Source organism: Mycobacteroides sp. PCS013 (assembly GCF_049532645.1).
Taxonomy (GTDB): domain Bacteria; phylum Actinomycetota; class Actinomycetes; order Mycobacteriales; family Mycobacteriaceae; genus Mycobacterium; species Mycobacterium gwanakae.
Window position 1 is genome coordinate 4,696,443 of sequence record NZ_CP150131.1, and the last position, 14,918, is coordinate 4,711,360.

At 65.2% G+C, this 14,918-nt stretch carries 10 protein-coding genes and 1 riboswitch; of the genes, 3 read left to right on the forward strand and 7 right to left on the reverse strand.

The genetic code is table 11. From position 1 onward, the window contains the following. Complete coding sequence (locus RHO23_RS23395) at positions 1-1,773, reverse strand: hypothetical protein (RefSeq protein WP_057968752.1); 1,773 nt, start codon at positions 1,771-1,773, stop codon at positions 1-3. A gap of 105 nt (positions 1,774-1,878) precedes the next feature. Between RHO23_RS23395 and RHO23_RS23400 the strand changes: the two genes are divergently transcribed. Beyond that, positions 1,879-2,823: an NAD-dependent epimerase/dehydratase family protein gene (locus RHO23_RS23400; protein WP_057968751.1), complete on the forward strand. Its 945-nt coding sequence runs from the start codon at positions 1,879-1,881 to the stop codon at positions 2,821-2,823. Here the strand turns inward: RHO23_RS23400 and RHO23_RS23405 are convergent. After that, on the reverse strand, positions 2,767-3,135 hold the full coding sequence (locus RHO23_RS23405) for a DUF2304 domain-containing protein (protein WP_078354521.1): 369 nt from the start codon (positions 3,133-3,135) through the stop codon (positions 2,767-2,769). The two genes, RHO23_RS23400 and RHO23_RS23405, sit on opposite strands and share 57 nt — an antisense overlap. Further along, positions 3,132-3,830 (reverse strand): glycosyltransferase family 2 protein, encoded by a 699-nt coding sequence (locus tag RHO23_RS23410; RefSeq protein WP_030095852.1) that lies wholly within the window; start codon positions 3,828-3,830, stop codon positions 3,132-3,134. Before RHO23_RS23410 ends, RHO23_RS23405 begins: the two co-directional genes overlap by 4 nt. A gap of 110 nt (positions 3,831-3,940) precedes the next feature. Here RHO23_RS23410 and RHO23_RS23415 point away from each other — a divergent pair, with 110 nt between their 5' ends. Next, positions 3,941-5,326, forward strand: a complete 1,386-nt coding sequence (locus RHO23_RS23415; protein ID WP_030095851.1) for a WS/DGAT/MGAT family O-acyltransferase — start codon at positions 3,941-3,943, stop codon at positions 5,324-5,326. Positions 5,327-5,346: 20 nt separating this feature from the next. Here the strand turns inward: RHO23_RS23415 and RHO23_RS23420 are convergent, their stop codons facing one another. The 4 genes from RHO23_RS23420 to RHO23_RS23435 all read right to left on the reverse strand — a co-directional run bounded on the left by RHO23_RS23420 (position 5,347) and on the right by RHO23_RS23435 (position 13,117). Then, on the reverse strand, positions 5,347-6,606 hold the full coding sequence (locus tag RHO23_RS23420; RefSeq protein ID WP_030095850.1) for a hypothetical protein: 1,260 nt from the start codon (positions 6,604-6,606) through the stop codon (positions 5,347-5,349). Continuing rightward, positions 6,603-7,955, reverse strand: coding sequence for a M1 family metallopeptidase (locus tag RHO23_RS23425; RefSeq protein WP_064407688.1), 1,353 nt, complete (start codon positions 7,953-7,955; stop codon positions 6,603-6,605). Before RHO23_RS23425 ends, RHO23_RS23420 begins: the two co-directional genes overlap by 4 nt. Next, positions 7,952-11,956: a Pls/PosA family non-ribosomal peptide synthetase gene (locus RHO23_RS23430; protein WP_064407689.1), complete on the reverse strand. Its 4,005-nt coding sequence runs from the start codon at positions 11,954-11,956 to the stop codon at positions 7,952-7,954. Before RHO23_RS23430 ends, RHO23_RS23425 begins: the two co-directional genes overlap by 4 nt. Before the next feature lie 180 nt (positions 11,957-12,136). Next, complete coding sequence (locus tag RHO23_RS23435) at positions 12,137-13,117, reverse strand: TerC family protein (protein ID WP_064407690.1); 981 nt, start codon at positions 13,115-13,117, stop codon at positions 12,137-12,139. A 256-nt stretch (positions 13,118-13,373) separates the two neighbouring features. Then, positions 13,374-13,486: riboswitch (SAM riboswitch) on the forward strand. Positions 13,487-13,518: 32 nt separating this feature from the next. Between RHO23_RS23435 and RHO23_RS23440 the strand changes: the two genes are divergently transcribed. Continuing rightward, positions 13,519-14,844, forward strand: coding sequence for an aminotransferase class V-fold PLP-dependent enzyme (locus RHO23_RS23440; protein ID WP_064407691.1), 1,326 nt, complete (start codon positions 13,519-13,521; stop codon positions 14,842-14,844). Positions 14,845-14,918 lie beyond the last annotated feature (74 nt).

Below are 14,918 nucleotides of genomic sequence, written 5' to 3' on the forward strand. Positions count from 1 at the left end.
CTACCGGGGAGCGAGCGCCCCTACCGGCCCGACGGCTACGCACAGTGACAATGACTGGGTAATCGGTTGCAGGGTAAGTGAATTACCCGAACCTGGGAGTCTGATGAACACCCGATTGAGTCCCGGCCGAACGGGAACCTTGATTCTGGGCCCGTTGGTGAACGATGCCCACACGGCACCCTCGGTATTGGCCAGGTAGTTCAATTCGACGATCCAATCTGCGGGGAGCAGCGGCCCCGTCAGCGGCATGGTCTGCGTGGACTGCACCAGGTACCCGCATCCGGGAACCGGGCCTTCGGTGAGGGCCCGCACCCACGTCACCTGGGCGTCGAGTAGGTGGCCATAGCGATCGAGCATCCGTAACTGCGTTGTGGTGGAACCGATCTCTGGTCGGGGGCGCACCAGGGCGAACATGTGACTCAACAGGTTCTCCGGTCGCACCACATTCTGCAGCACCAGCGGATCAACTTCCTGGTCCAGCACCGCCGGCCCGTCCGCGACCGCCGCCAGGGACTCCTTCACAGTGGCGATGTACGGCGAGGCGGGATTGTTGCGCCAGCTGCGTAAGTAGTTGGCCGTGGATACCAGGCTGCTCCCCACGAACAACGCCAGCGTCAGCGCGACCACGGCGGTGCGTCGAGCGGAACTGTCCAGGCTCGTACTGCCCGGCCGGTTCGAGGCGGTGAGACCCACCGCCGCCAGCAGCGTCGCGACGACCACCAGATCCGGCAGATACCGCAAGGTCTGCGCGAGCAGCAGCGCCGTGAATGCCGACGAACGCATGAGATAAATCGGCACCTCACTGGCCGCCAGATACCCCAGCAAGGTCAGCCAGACCAGCCCAAGTCGCTGCTTGCGGAAACAGGTCAGCGCCACGGTCGCGGCGAGCGCCAATGCCCCCAGCCAGATCACGAATGACGAGGGCTCGGCCCACGGGGAGCTGGGCACCCAACGATCCCAATGCCACGGACCACCCACCAATCCGGGAAGCACCCCGTGCGTGAATGAGCGTTGGAGCAGCGACCACGTCATCGACAGATCGGTGCTCCAACGCTTCTGGTCCACCACCACCAGGTAAAGCGCGATCCATGCCGCGGTAAGGGCCGCTGCCGGAACCCACAGCACCGCACCCCGGCGCCATGTCCGCTCCAGCGCCGACCACCCGTCGCCGCGCAGGTACGCCAGCAGCATCACCACCGCGAACGCGACGAAGGGAATGACCACCGACTTCTCGAAGAACAGAAGCCCCCCGAGGAACGCACACATCGCCGTCACGGCGTACCGACGGTTTCCGGTGCGATCCAGCAGCACCGCGTCGGCGACGAACCAGCACATCGCGGTCAGCATGGGCAGGGAATTCAGCGCGGCCGACCACCAGGTGAAACCTGGAACTGCCAGCGGCGTGAACAGTGCGAACGTGAGTGGAACAAGTAGCACGGGCCGCCAGCTCAGGATCACGCGCAGCGTCCGCAGCAGCGACAGGGACGCCAATGCCTGCAGGATCACCAGGCTCAGCGCGGGCCAGAACCAATTCAACGGTGCGAGCTTGGTGAGGATGCCAGCCAGCAAGAACGCTGCGGGCATGACGTGTCCATCGTGGTCATCGAACAGGTACGACGGGGAGAACAGGCCCTGTGTACCGGCGCGGCCGACCAGGATCAGGTCATCCCAATAGAAATCTCCGCCGAACGCCAGCACGCTGCGCACCACGAGGTGCACCACGATGAGAGCCGCTGCGGCAACGGCAACGCGGTTGGTTCTGGCGAAAGGCATCAGGGCCCGAGACTAGCGATGAACGCTTGCGGGAAGAACATCAGGCACGGTCGGTAGGGTGGGGCCGAATGCCGCGAGCTATGTGAATAAAGAGGGAGTCGCCACGTGCGGGCAATGGTTACCGGAGCCGCAGGATTTATCGGATCGACGCTGGTCGACCGGCTGTTGGCGGACGGGCACGAGGTAACGGGCCTGGATAACCTCGCCACCGGCAAGGTGTCGAATCTGGAGGCCGCCGAGGCGCATTCCGCCTTCACCTTCGTCAAGGACGACATCGTCGAGGCAGATCTGGATGCCGTTGTGGCCGAGTTCTCGCCCGAGGTGATCTTCCACCTGGCCGCGCAGATCGATGTGCGCCACTCGGTCGCCGATCCGCAGTTCGACTCCTCCGTCAATGTGGTCGGTACGGTGCGGCTGGCCGACGCCGCCCGCAAGGCAGGCGTGCGCAAGATCGTGCACACCTCATCGGGCGGCTCGATCTACGGCACTCCCGAGCAGATCCCCACCGGCGAATCCGTCCCCACCGATCCGCATTCGCCATATGCCGCGGGCAAGGTGGCCGGAGAGATCTACCTCAACACCTTCCGGCATCTGTACGGGCTGGAGTGCTCACATATCGCTCCGGCCAATGTGTATGGGCCGCGCCAGGATCCGCATGGCGAGGCGGGTGTCGTCGCCATTTTCGCGCAGGCGCTGCTGTCGGGTCGCGTCACCAAGGTGTTCGGGGACGGCGGAAACACCAGGGACTACGTATTCGTCGACGACGTGGTGGACGCCTTCGTGCGCGCCTCCGGTCCAGACGGCGGGGGACAGCGGTTCAATGTCGGTACCGGAGTCGAAACCAGTGACCGGCAGCTGCATTCGCTGGTGGCCGCGGCCGCCGGTGCACCGGACGATCCGGAGTTTCATCCGCCCCGGCTGGGTGATCTGCGTCAGTCTTGCCTGGACGTCCGCCTGGCCAAGAGCGTGCTGGGATGGGAGCCGAAGGTGGCGCTAGCGGACGGAATCGGAAGGACTGTCGAGTTCTTCCGGAGGCTCGGCGCCGCGTAACGCGACGGCGCGCGCGAGCCGCGAATAGCGCAGCTCCAAATCCTTGAAACGCAGGTAGGTGCTGAGTGTCGTGAACGCGAACGCGATGATCAGCGCGTAGAGCATCAGGTCGGTGCCGCGGCCCAAGCCGAGCCAATGCGCCAGCGTGGTGGTGTCATTGGGCCGCAGGATGGCGTAGATGCCCGCGACCACGAAGACCACGAATCCGAGCTTCACCCAGGCCTTGGCCTGCGCGGTGCTGCGCGAACGCAAGAGATACACCAGCAACAGCAGGACCGCGACGATCAGTAGCGGCTGAATCCAGGTGATCACGGCAACCTCCGGCGGAACGCGGTGTCGAACATGATGTTGACCCCGTTGATCAGCGATTGGCCCTTGGCCATCGAATACTCGGTGTACAGAATATCGACCGGCTGTTCGGCCACCCGCCAATGATTTTCGGCGATCATCGCGATGAACTCGCTGGCGTGGCCCATGCCGTTCATGGTGATGTTGAGTCCGTTGGCGACGGTCCGGTTGAAGACGCGCAGTCCGTTGTGAGCGTCGGTCAGGTTGAGGCGGCGGGTGCGCGGGCTCAGCAGCACAACGGTTTTCAGCACGATGCGTTTGATGAGGGGTACGTGGCCCGGTGCCGATCCGGCACCGAAGCGGGTGCCGACGATGATGTCGAGGGGTTCCAATCGCAGCCTGTCCACCATGGCCACCACGTCCTTGACCTGATGCTGGCCGTCGGCGTCGAAGGTCACAAAGATCTGAGCCCCGGGCTGTGCACGCGCGTATTCGACCCCGGTCTGTATCGCCGCGCCCTGCCCGAGATTGACGGGGTGGCGGACCACGTGTGCGCCCGCGCCGTGCGCGAGTGCGGCGGTACGGTCGGCGCTGCCGTCGTCCACGCAGACGATGTTGGGGAAGGTGCCGAGCGCCGCGGCGATGACGTCGGCGATGACTGGTCCCTCGTTGTAGGCGGGGATGACCAGCCAGACGTCGCTGTTACCGGTGTTGCTCACTGGGATCAAGGTAGCACCGGTAACCCACCGGTGAACGTCGGCTCTGCCCGGCCCCGACGAGTCCGGCCATTCCGGCAGAAGGGAAGGTCGGCGGCACTAATGTTTCGGCCATGCAGCGGCTGTCTGGGGTAGATGCGGCGTTCTGGCACGCCGAAACGTCGGGTTGGCATATGCACATTGGGGGACTGTCGATCTTCGACCCCAGCGATGCCCCCGATTACAGCTTTGAACGGGTGCGCGGTCTCATCGTGGAGCGGCTGCCGTCGATGCCGCAGTTGCGATGGCGGGTCACCGATGTCCCGCTGGGTTTGGACCGGCCGTGGTTCGTGGAGGACGAGGAACTCGACCCTGATTTCCACATCCGCCGCATCGGCGTCCCCGCCCCCGGCGGCCGCAAGGAACTCGAAGAACTGGTCGGCAGGCTGATGTCCTACAAGCTCGACCGGTCGCGGCCACTGTGGGAGCTCTGGGTCATCGAGGGAGTTGAGGGCGGGCGCGTTGCCACGCTGACCAAGATGCATCACGCCATCGTGGATGGCGTCTCGGGCGCGGGTTTGGGCGAGATTCTGCTCGACATCGCCCCGGAGCCGCGCCCGGCGCCGGACGACACCGTGGGATCGTTGGTGGGGCTGGGCCTGCCCAGTCGTGAGCGCATCTTGCTGAGCGCCCTGGTCAACGTGGGTGTCAAGACGCCCTACCGGGTGGTCCGGCTGGTTCAGCAGACGGTCCGCCAGCAGCTCGCGGTTTTCGGTATGGAACGCAAATCTCCCGGATACTTCGAGGCGCCGCACACCCGATTCAATGCGCCGGTGTCACCGCATCGCCGGGTCTCCGGGGCGCGCCTCGAATTGGCGCGGGTCAAGGCGCTCAAGGATGCGTTCGGGGTCAAGGTCAACGACGTGGTGCTGGCGATCGTTGCCGGCGCGGTCCGCGACTACCTGCTCAAGCGTGACGAGCTGCCGGATAAGCCATTGATCGTGCAGATTCCGGTGTCGGTGCGCACCGAGGAGACCGATGGGGTGGTGGGTAATCAAGTCAGTTCGATGACCGTGACCCTGGCGACCGATATCGATGACCCGGCCGAGCGGATCAGGGCCATCTACGAGGGGACCCAGGGCGCCAAGGAAATGGCGCGGGCGATGTCGGCCCACCAGATCATGGGATTGACGGACACGACGCCGCCCGGGCTGCTGCAGCTGGCGGCGCGGGCCTACACCGCCAGCGGGCTATCCCGGAATCTGGCGCCCATCAACCTGGTGCTCTCCAACGTTCCTGGTCCATCGTTCCCGCTGTACATGGCCGGTGCCAAGCTCGAGTCGTTGATTCCGCTGGGCCCGCCCGTCATGGACGTGGCCCTCAACATCACCTGCTTCTCCTATCTGGAGCATCTGGATTTCGGATTCGTCACCACACCGGAGGTAGCCGCGGACATCGACGAGATGGCCGACGGCCTCGAGGCCGCGCTGGTAGAGCTGGAGCACGCCGCGGGGATCTGACGCGCTCGTTCAGAGGTCGTTCAGTCGATGATCTCATCGGTGGTTTCTGGGTCCCGCCAGAATGCGAGCGCGGCCAGATGCACCACGATCCCGACGACGGGTCCGCCGATCAACGCGATGACCGTTCGTTCCTCCAAAGCGAGCGGCAACAGCAACAGCAGCGCCGAGACCACTGTCGCGCCAACCCATCCCGCTGAGTACGCGAGGTGTCGGGCATGTGCCACGGTGGCCGCCCCGGTCAACGTCAACAGTGCGATCATCACCGCACCGGCGGTGAGCCAGCCCAGGAGCGGGCCGCCCGCCTGATACGCCGGATCGAACACCGTCCGTAGTAGCCACGGGCCGACGGACGCCGCGAGTGCAATGCCCACCGCGCCGACGCCGATGATGATGACGGCCGGTGTGATGAGTGCAGTGAGGCGGCGGTCCCGCGCATCGACGAAGTGGGCGATGAGGTTGCCCTGCAGCGCAGTCAGCGGCACCAGTAGCGGTGCACGGGTCAGCGTGACGGCCAGGATCACCACCCCGCCGGTGGGGCCCAGATCGCCTGCCGTCGACTGCAATAGCACGGGGAAACCCATCACCAACACCGCACTGGCGGCGGCTGCGGCGATCGAATGCCGGGCCCCGCGCAGGAATTCCATGGTGTCAACGAGTGCGGGTACCTTGAGTGCCTCGCGGGTCGGCTTGGAGATCGCGGTGAGTAGTAACCATGACATCGATCCGGCCACCGTCGCCCAGAGATAGCCGACGAGACCGAGGGTGGCCGCGAACGTGACAACCGCTACCACCAGACGAATTCCTGCATCGGTCACCATGAGAACGCCGTACTGAGTCCAGCGGCTCGATCCCGCCAGCGCGCCCAGGGTTGTCGCGTGCATGCAGAAGCCGGCGAGCCCGCCGGCAAGCAATGCCACACTGAGCCAACGGAACTCGGTGAACACATGCGATGCCCACAGTGGTGCGGTGCCGACGACCCCTACGGCGGACGCGATGGCGAAGGCGAAGGCGATCCTGATCGGCAGGGTGGTGTCCAGCGGAGAACGTTCGCGCTGCGCCAGCGATAGCCGTACTTCGCGAGTGGTCTCCTGCAGCAGCCCGTTCGCGGCGCCAGTCACCAGACCGAATGCGCCCCAGAAGACTCCGAACACCGAAAACAAGGAGGGGCCCAGTTCGCGCGCGGCGAGGTACAGCACGGTGTACCCGCAGATAGCGCTGATAGCAGTGGCCACGCCGATCCGTGCGACGCTGGAGCGGGTGCTGGGGCCGGCGTCGGTCACTTCCGGTCCAAGGGCGGGAGCTGCTTCTCGTACAGCCACGCTGTCCACAATGGCCGGAGCGACTCGTCCGAGTAGGCGGCCGCTAGGCCGGTGAAGTCGTCGGTGATGACGGTGCTGTGCCGGTAACGGGTGGTCCAGTCCTGCAGCAGTGCGAAGAATTTAGTGTCACCGAGTCGTAATCGCAACGCGTGCAACGTCAGCGCTCCACGCTTGTACACGCGATCATCGAACATCAGCTGTGGGCCGGGATCGGCCAGAATCAAATCTTGGGGGAGATCTTTCAGTTTCTGGTGATAGTGGCGGGCGCGGGCATCGGCGGACGGCCCCCCGGACTCTTCAGACCAGAGCCATTCGGCGTAACAGGCAAACCCTTCGTGGAGCCAGATGTCGCGCCAGCGGCGTGCGGTGACGCTGTTGCCGAACCACTGATGCGCCAACTCGTGTGCCACCAGGCGCTCGGAGTGTCGCTCCCCGTCACAATGGTTTGCCCCGAACACCGAAATACCTTGCGCCTCAAGAGGGATCTCGAGATCATCGTCGGTGACCACCACGGTGTACCCGGCCGCGAATGGGTAAGGGCCGAACTGTTTGATGAACAGCTTCATCATCTGGGGCTGCCTGCCGAAGTCATGCTCGAACCGTTCGCGCAGCCGTGAGGGCAGCGCGGCATTCATCGAGATCGGGTTCTTCGCGAGCTTGATCGTCTGGTAGTCGCCGATCTGTAGTGTCGCCAAATACGGCGCCATCGGCTCGGGCTGCTCGTATGTCCAGGTTGTGTGCGCGGCCCGGACTCGACGAGATACCAACTCCCCGTTGGAGACAACACAATATGGGCTGTCACTGCTGATGACGAATCGATAGCTTGCCTTGGAGCTGGGGTGGTCGTCACAGGGGAACCAGGATGCCGCGCCGTTAGGCTGCCCGGCCACCAGCACCCCGTTGGACAGCTCCTCGAATCCGACGTCGCCCCACACGCTGTTGATGGCCCGAGGTGATCCGCCATACCGGATGACGATGGTCATGGCAGCTCCCGCCGGGATGGCGGTTACCAGCTTGATGGTGACCTTTCCGGCGCGGTGCCCGAAATGCTCTGGACGCCTGCCGTTCACGGTCACCTTTGAGACGCCGAGGGCATCGGCAAGGTCAAGGGTGAATTCCTTGAGGGTGGCAAGGGTGACGGCCGTGATCGTCGCGGTACCGGTCAGCCGGTTGATGGCGACCTTGTACTCCAGCTCCAGCTCGTAGCGTGACACCCGATATCCGTAGTTGCCGTTTTGCGGCAGATAGGGATCGATGACGGGAGGCCGTGGGGGTAGCCGCTTGGCCGCCTTCTTGCCTGGTTTGGTCATGCGGCCCCGGAATTCTTACCGGGGGAAACCTTGCCGCCCTTGGGCTTCTTCGGTGCCATCGGATCCAGTTTGCCCCATGGAGAAATGGGGTTGCCCTGCCACCTGGTCGACGGGGGTACGACGTCACCGCGGACGACCAGCGATGCCGGACCGACGGTGGCGCCGGCTCCCAGCTCGGCGGCGGGAAGCGCCACGCAGTGCGGGCCGAGAGTGGCGCCCTCGGCGAGGGTCACGGTGTCCATCCGCATGATCCGGTCGTGGAAGAGATGCGTCTGCACCACGCAGCCGCGGTTCACGGTCGCTCCCTTGCCCAGGGTCACCAGATCGGCCTCGGGCAGCCAATACGTTTCGCACCACACTCCGCGGCCGATCTTGGCGCCCAGGCCGCGTAGCCACCAGTTCTGCATCACCGTCCCCGACGCGGCACGTGCGAACCACACGGCGGCAACGGTTTCCACGAAGGTATCGGCGACCTCGTTAAGCCAGACGAACGAGGACCAGAGCGGCTTTTCCACGGCCTTGGTGCGCCCGACCACGACCCACTTGGCCACGACGCTCACCACACCAGCCACGGCACCGGCGACCAGCAGCACCACACCGCTCAGTGCACCGGCAACCCAGAAGTTGAACCGGATGGCGATTGTCTGCAGGCTCAGCAGCACCCCGACACCGATCCCGAACGTCACGATGATCGGGATGATGCGGCAGGTCTCCACAATTCCCCGCATCACCTTGAGGCGGAACGGTGGCTCGAAGGTAAGCGCGGAGTCCGCACCATCGGCCTTTCGTCGCAACCGCTTTGGTGGGCTACCGATCCACGACGAGCCCGACTTCGCCTTATGCGGAGTGGCGGACAGGACGGCGACCAGCGCGTCATTGGGTACCTTGCGTCCCGGTTGGGTGATCCCCGAGTTCCCCAAGAATGCGCGCTTGCCGATTCTGGCCTTGGCGATGTGGATCCAGCCGCCACCCAACTCGTACGACGCGACCATAGTGTCGTCGGCCAGAAACGCACCGTCGTCGACCTCGGTGAACTTCGGCACCAGCAGGGCCGTCGAAATCTCGGTGTCCTTGCCAATTTTCGCCCCCAGGATGCGCAGCCACCATGGGGTCAGTTGGCTGGCATAGATGGGGAACAAATAGTTACGGGCCGCATCCATGAGGCGCTCGGTGGCCCACAGTTGCCAGCCCTGCCGGCTGCGGACGGGGTGATAACCCTCGTGCACGCCGATCGACAGCAGCCGCACCAGCACAACGGTGATGGCGGCGTACACGACGACGCTGACCAGCGCCGCCCCCGGCGTCCAGATGAGCGCGGGCACCACGGCCTGGCAGATCGTCGCCGTATTCCTGATGCCGAAGGCCACCACACCCAGCCCGGCGGCCAGCGCAAGCAGGGGCAGTCCGCCCAACAGAATCGACGTCACCCCATAGATCGGGACCCATTGCCCGGCGCGGGGCGGACGGTAATCAGGCCAGGGATGGCGGGCCTTGCCCGACTTCACGGCCGGTGAGCCCTTCCAGTACTGACCGTTCTTGACTCTTCCGACGACACCGGAAGCCGGTGCCACATCGGCGTTTTTACCGATGACCGCACCCGGCAACAGGGTGGTGCGGGCGCCAACAGTGGCGTCCTCGCCGATGACGATCGGGCCGACATGGAACTTGTCGCCGTCAACCCAATGCCCGGACAAGTCGACCTCGGGTTCAACGGAGCTGCGGTCGCCGAGTTCCAGCCAGCCCGTCACCGGTGGTGACGAATGCAGGTCGACCCCATTGCCTACCCGGGCGCCCAGCGCACGGGCGTAGTACACCATCCACGGTGCGCCGGAGAGGTTTTCGGCACCGCTCGCGGTGGCGAGGCGATCGGCGATCCACACCCGCAGGTGCACGCTTCCGCCGCGCTCGTACGTCCCCGGCTTGACCCCGGAGAGCAGCAGTCGCGCCCCGATGACGGTGATACTCATGCGGCCCAGAGGGGTGATGAAGAGCAGGAAGGCTGCCAGCAGCACCCACCAGTTGACCGTGACCAGCCAGGGCACATTGCTGAATGCTGCGAACACGTTGTTGGCCAGGGCCAGCCATGTGGCCCATTGCAGGCCGGTGAGGGTGGTCAGTGGGATGGTCGCCACCAACTGCGCCAGCTCGGTGAGCCGGGGCACCGGTTTCACGATCCGGGGTTCGACCTCGACGGGAGGGGCGAGCTCATCCAGATAGGTGGCCAGCGATCCGAGCCGCGGCTGGTCGTACAGGTTCGCGACGGTCACCTGCGGATAGCGTTGCCGCAACGCCGCGACCAGTTGTGCGGCGGACAACGATCCGCCGCCGAGAGCGAAGAAGTCGGCTTCGGGTCCGTCGACCGAGGCGGCCAGGATGTCGCGCCACAGTCCGGCAAGCCAGCCCATGGTGCCGCCCAATTCGGTTGCATCGTCGTCGGTATCCGCGCCCGGCGGTGGCCAGGGCAGTGCGTTGCGATCGACCTTTCCTGATGTGCGCGTGGGCAGCTCGTCAAGTTTGACCAGTCGCGGCACCAGTGCGGCGGGAAGCGATTCGGCCAGGCTGGCGCGTGCCGCGGCGATATCGAAGTTGGGATCGGCGCTGGCGATGTAGCCGACTAACAGCGGGGTGCCGCTGGCGGTCTTGCGCACCGCGGCCGCACCACCACTCACACCGGGCAGATTGACAAGTGCCGCATCTACCTCACCGAGTTCGATACGGCGGCCGCCGACCTTCACCTGGTCGTCGGCACGGCCCTGGAAATACAGACCGTCGGGCTCCAAGCGCACCAGATCACCGCTGCGATAGGCCCGTGACCACCCCAGGGTCTGGAGCGGAGCGTACTTTTCGGCGTCCTTTTCGGGATCGAGGTATTTGGCCAGGCCGACGCCGCCGATGACGAGCTCACCGACCTCGCCGTAGCCGACTTGGTTGCCCTGCGGATCCACAACGGCCAGATCCCAGCCCGGAAGGGGCAACCCGATGCTGACGGGGCTCACTCCGTCGAGCCGCGCAGCGCAGGCCACCACGGTCGCCTCGGTGGGGCCGTAGGTGTTCCACACTTCGCGTGCGGCACCGTCCTCGCCGGTGGCCAGTCGTTCGGCCAGATCCGGTGGGCAGGCTTCGCCGCCGAAAATCAGCAACCGCACTGCTTCCAGCGCTTCGGCCGGCCACAACGCGGCCAATGTGGGCACCGTCGACACCACGGTGACATCGCGGGACACCAGCCACGGACCCAGATCCATGCCGCTACGTACCAGGGAACGCGGCGCGGGTACCAGGCAGGCGCCGTAGCGCCAGGCGAGCCACATTTCCTCGCAGGAGGCGTCGAAGGCCACGGAGAGCCCAGCGAGTACCCGATCATCCGGACCAATCGGATTGTCCGGCAAGAACATCTGTGCTTCCGCGTCGACGAAGGCCGCCGCGTTGCGATGTGTCACCGCCACGCCCTTCGGGGTGCCGGTGGAACCTGAGGTGAAGATGATCCAGGCGTCGTCGCGTGGTGTGGGTTTGGCGGCGCGCCAGCCCCTCGAGGATCCGGGTCCACGAACGAGACCGTCGGGGGTGATCACCGCGGCCACTTGTGCCTCGCCGAAAACTAGCGCGGCACGTTCGTCCGGATCGTCGGCGTCCACCGGAACGTACGCGGCTCCCGCGGCCAGGGTGGCCAGGATCGCGACGTAGAGCGAGTAGCTGCCGGAGGGCATTCGGATACCAACGCGATCACCGCGCCCGATTCCGCGTGCCCCGAGCCACTCGACGCTTGCCTCGACGTCGACGATCAGCTCTGAGTACGTGAGCTGGATGGTGCCGTCATCGATGGCGGGCGCATCGGGGTGCTCCGCGGCCGTGGAGTAGAGGATGTCGATCAGGGTCCGGGCCGGAGGGGCCGACCTGCCGAGCAGGTACTGCGGTGGCACCGGATGGCCCGGGGCTTCCTGAACGGCGGGCTGGGGAGCCTCTTCGCCCGCGCGGTTAGTGGGTGACTCGTCGGGGCCGGTCACGCTGCTCCTCGTTAATTTCCGCGTCGGATCTATGGGCCTGGAGGGGTACGGCAGCGAGCCTATCGGTCCGGCTGCGGCTGGGCTCGCCGCCGCGCGGAGGCGCGCCCGCGGGCACGGTGAGCCCGTCGCCGCCAAGTTTGCCACGGTGGACCGCGCCGTCCACCGTGCAGGCGCTGGGCACTAGCCTTCTTTGGCGGTGCGCCGGGTCTTGTACAGGCTGGCGCCGGTGGTGATCAGCAGCGTCACGATGATCACCGCAAGGCTTGCCAGCGTGGGGATCTCGGGTACGTGCACCGGCTCGCCGCCGTTGATGAAGGGCAGTTCGTTCTCGTGTAGCGCGTGCAGGATCAGTTTGACGCCGATGAAGAACAGGATGAAGGCCAGTCCCTGCGACAGGTACACCAGACGCTTGAGCATGTCGCCAAGCAGGAAGTACAGCTGGCGCAGGCCCATGAGGGCGAACACGTTGGCCGTGAACACCAGATACGGCTCCTTGGTGAGTCCGTAGATCGCGGGGATCGAGTCCAGGGCGAAGAGAAGGTCGGTGGTACCGAGGGCCACGATCACCAGGAACATCGGCGTCATGAGTCTGGCGCCGTTCGCACTGTTATCCCGCACCCACAGTCGCAGACCGTCCCACTTATCGGTGGTCCGCAGGTGCTTGCGGGCGAACTGCACCACGGCGTTATCGGCGTCGTCGTCGTGTTCGGTGTCCCGGGCCAGGTTGATCGCGGTGTACACGAGGAACGCGCCGAAAAGGTAGAAGATCCAGGAGAACTGCTCGATGGCCACCGCGCCCAGCGCGATGAAGATGCCGCGGAAGATCAGCGCCAAAATGATGCCGATCAGCAGCGCCTCCTGCTGATAGACACGGGGAACTTTGAAGCTGGCCATGATGATCAGGAAGATGAACAGGTTGTCCACCGACAGGCTGTACTCGGTGAGCCAGCCCGCGAAGAACTCCAGCCCGAACTGGCTGCCGTGGAAGAACCACACCCACAGACCGAATGCCACCGCGAGCCCTATGTAGATACTCAGGGCAGTAGCGGTCTCGCGGACGGAGGGCTCATGGGGGCGCCTGCCGATCACCACGACATCGACCAGCAAGATCGCGACCGTGACGGCCAGCGTGATGATCCACTCGAGCTGGGATACCTGCATTGAATAACCTCCGGTCGCCAAAACGCCGGAGGTCTCTTCCGCCGATACGTGACCGGCCCGCGGCACCGACCGGTCCGACAATGGCCGATGTGATGACGACACCGCAGCGAAGGAATACTCCCCTCCACTAGTCAGTGTGCCCTACGGGGCGGGGATCGGAAAATCGGGCCGGATCAACGACGCGACAGCGCGCATTTGAAATCACCCTGCGCAATGCGCTTGACGATGGCCGCGCCCGGTAGGCACACTGCCCTCAGGTCATGAGAACCAGCGACAAGCCCTGGCTAGCTGGTCGGCAACCCTCCTCCACGGTGGGGTGCTCCAGGTGACGACCTGGCCGCGCTCAACCGGGCGTGGCAAGCGTGGACTCGCCGGGCGGGTCCGGTGAGATGGGATGTCACATGTCAGTGTCCGCACAATCTGGGGCTGAGCGACCGGCCGCGCGTGTCGTTGGAGCAGATGTCAAGGTGCCTCTGGCTCAAGGTGGTTGGATCAGGTACGCCAATTTCGACTACGCGGCGAGCGCGCCCGCGCTCGGCGATGTCGCGGACCGCGTCAACGAGTTGCTGCCGTATTACGCCAGCGTGCACCGTGGCGCCGGATATGCCTCGCGCGTGTGCACGGCGGTGTACGAGGGCGCCCGGGAAACGGTGGGGCGTTTTGTGGGAGCGGCCCCCGGCCAGCACGTGATCTTTACCCGCAACACCACCGACTCGCTCAATCTGCTCGCTTCGGCGGTGCCAGGTGGGGCGGATTCTGAAAGCCGGCGACACCCAAATGTGGTGGTGCTTGATATCGAACATCATGCAAACCTGTTGACCTGGCAGCGGTATGGCGCTCGAGTGGTAGCACATCGGGCCACCGTCGCGGACACCGTCGCCGCGCTGGATGAGGAACTCTCCCGGCAGCCCGCCGCGCTGCTGGCCGTTACCGGCGCATCGAATGTCACCGGTGAGGTGCTGCCATTGGCTGAACTCGCTGCCGTTGCCCACCGGCACGGCGCGAGGATCGCCGTTGACGGTGCGCAGTTGGTTCCGCATCGTCGCATCGACCTAGCGGCAACCGGAATCGACTACCTCGCGTTCTCCGGGCACAAACTGTACGCCCCATTTGGTGCAGGAGTCCTTGTCGGACAAAGTGACTGGCTCGACGCCGCGCGACCTTATCTGGCGGGAGGGGGCGCGGTGCGCAATGTCGGTATCGACGAGGCCGAGTGGCTCGTCGGACCGCAGCGGCATGAGGCGGGCACTCCCAATGTGGTCGGCGTTGCCGCCGTGGCGGCGGCATGTGAGGCATTGGACGCGCTGGGAGAGATAAGCCAGCTCGAAGAAGCGCTCACCGCCCAACTCCGGGAGGGGCTCGAGGCGATCGAAGGTGTTGACAGTCTTCGCATTTGGGAAGGTGGCCGAGATGTACTGGGCATTGTGTCCTTCACGGTCGCCGGATACACGCCGTCGGTGGCCGCCGCGTATCTGTCGGCCGAACATGGAGTCGGAGTGCGCGACGGTAGGTTCTGCGCGCATCCGCTGCTAGCCAGATTGGGCGCTCCGGGTGGAGCGCTACGCGCAAGTGTCGGGCTGGGAACTACTGCAGGTGACATCACGCGCCTCGTCGATGCGATCGGTCAGCTTGTCCACCATGGCCCGACCCTGACCTATGTCGAGCGGGATGGACAGGTGGGGCCCGCCGACGACCCGCGGCCACTGCCGGACTTCTTGGTGGCGTGACGCCGAATCGCAGTATCCGTAACTCGTAATACGTGATACTTTCGGTCCGATACATCACTGGGTCGGACTGACAA

Coding starts and splice junctions, on each gene's coding strand:
- RHO23_RS23395 (WP_057968752.1), bottom strand. CDS start 1,773: ATGCCTTTCGCCAGAACCAACCGCGTTGCCGTTGCCGCAGCGGCTCTC.
- RHO23_RS23415 (WP_030095851.1), top strand. CDS start 3,941: ATGCAGCGGCTGTCTGGGGTAGATGCGGCGTTCTGGCACGCCGAAACG.
- RHO23_RS23425 (WP_064407688.1), bottom strand. CDS start 7,955: ATGACCAAACCAGGCAAGAAGGCGGCCAAGCGGCTACCCCCACGGCCT.
- RHO23_RS23435 (WP_064407690.1), bottom strand. CDS start 13,117: ATGCAGGTATCCCAGCTCGAGTGGATCATCACGCTGGCCGTCACGGTC.
- RHO23_RS23440 (WP_064407691.1), top strand. CDS start 13,519: ATGTCAGTGTCCGCACAATCTGGGGCTGAGCGACCGGCCGCGCGTGTC.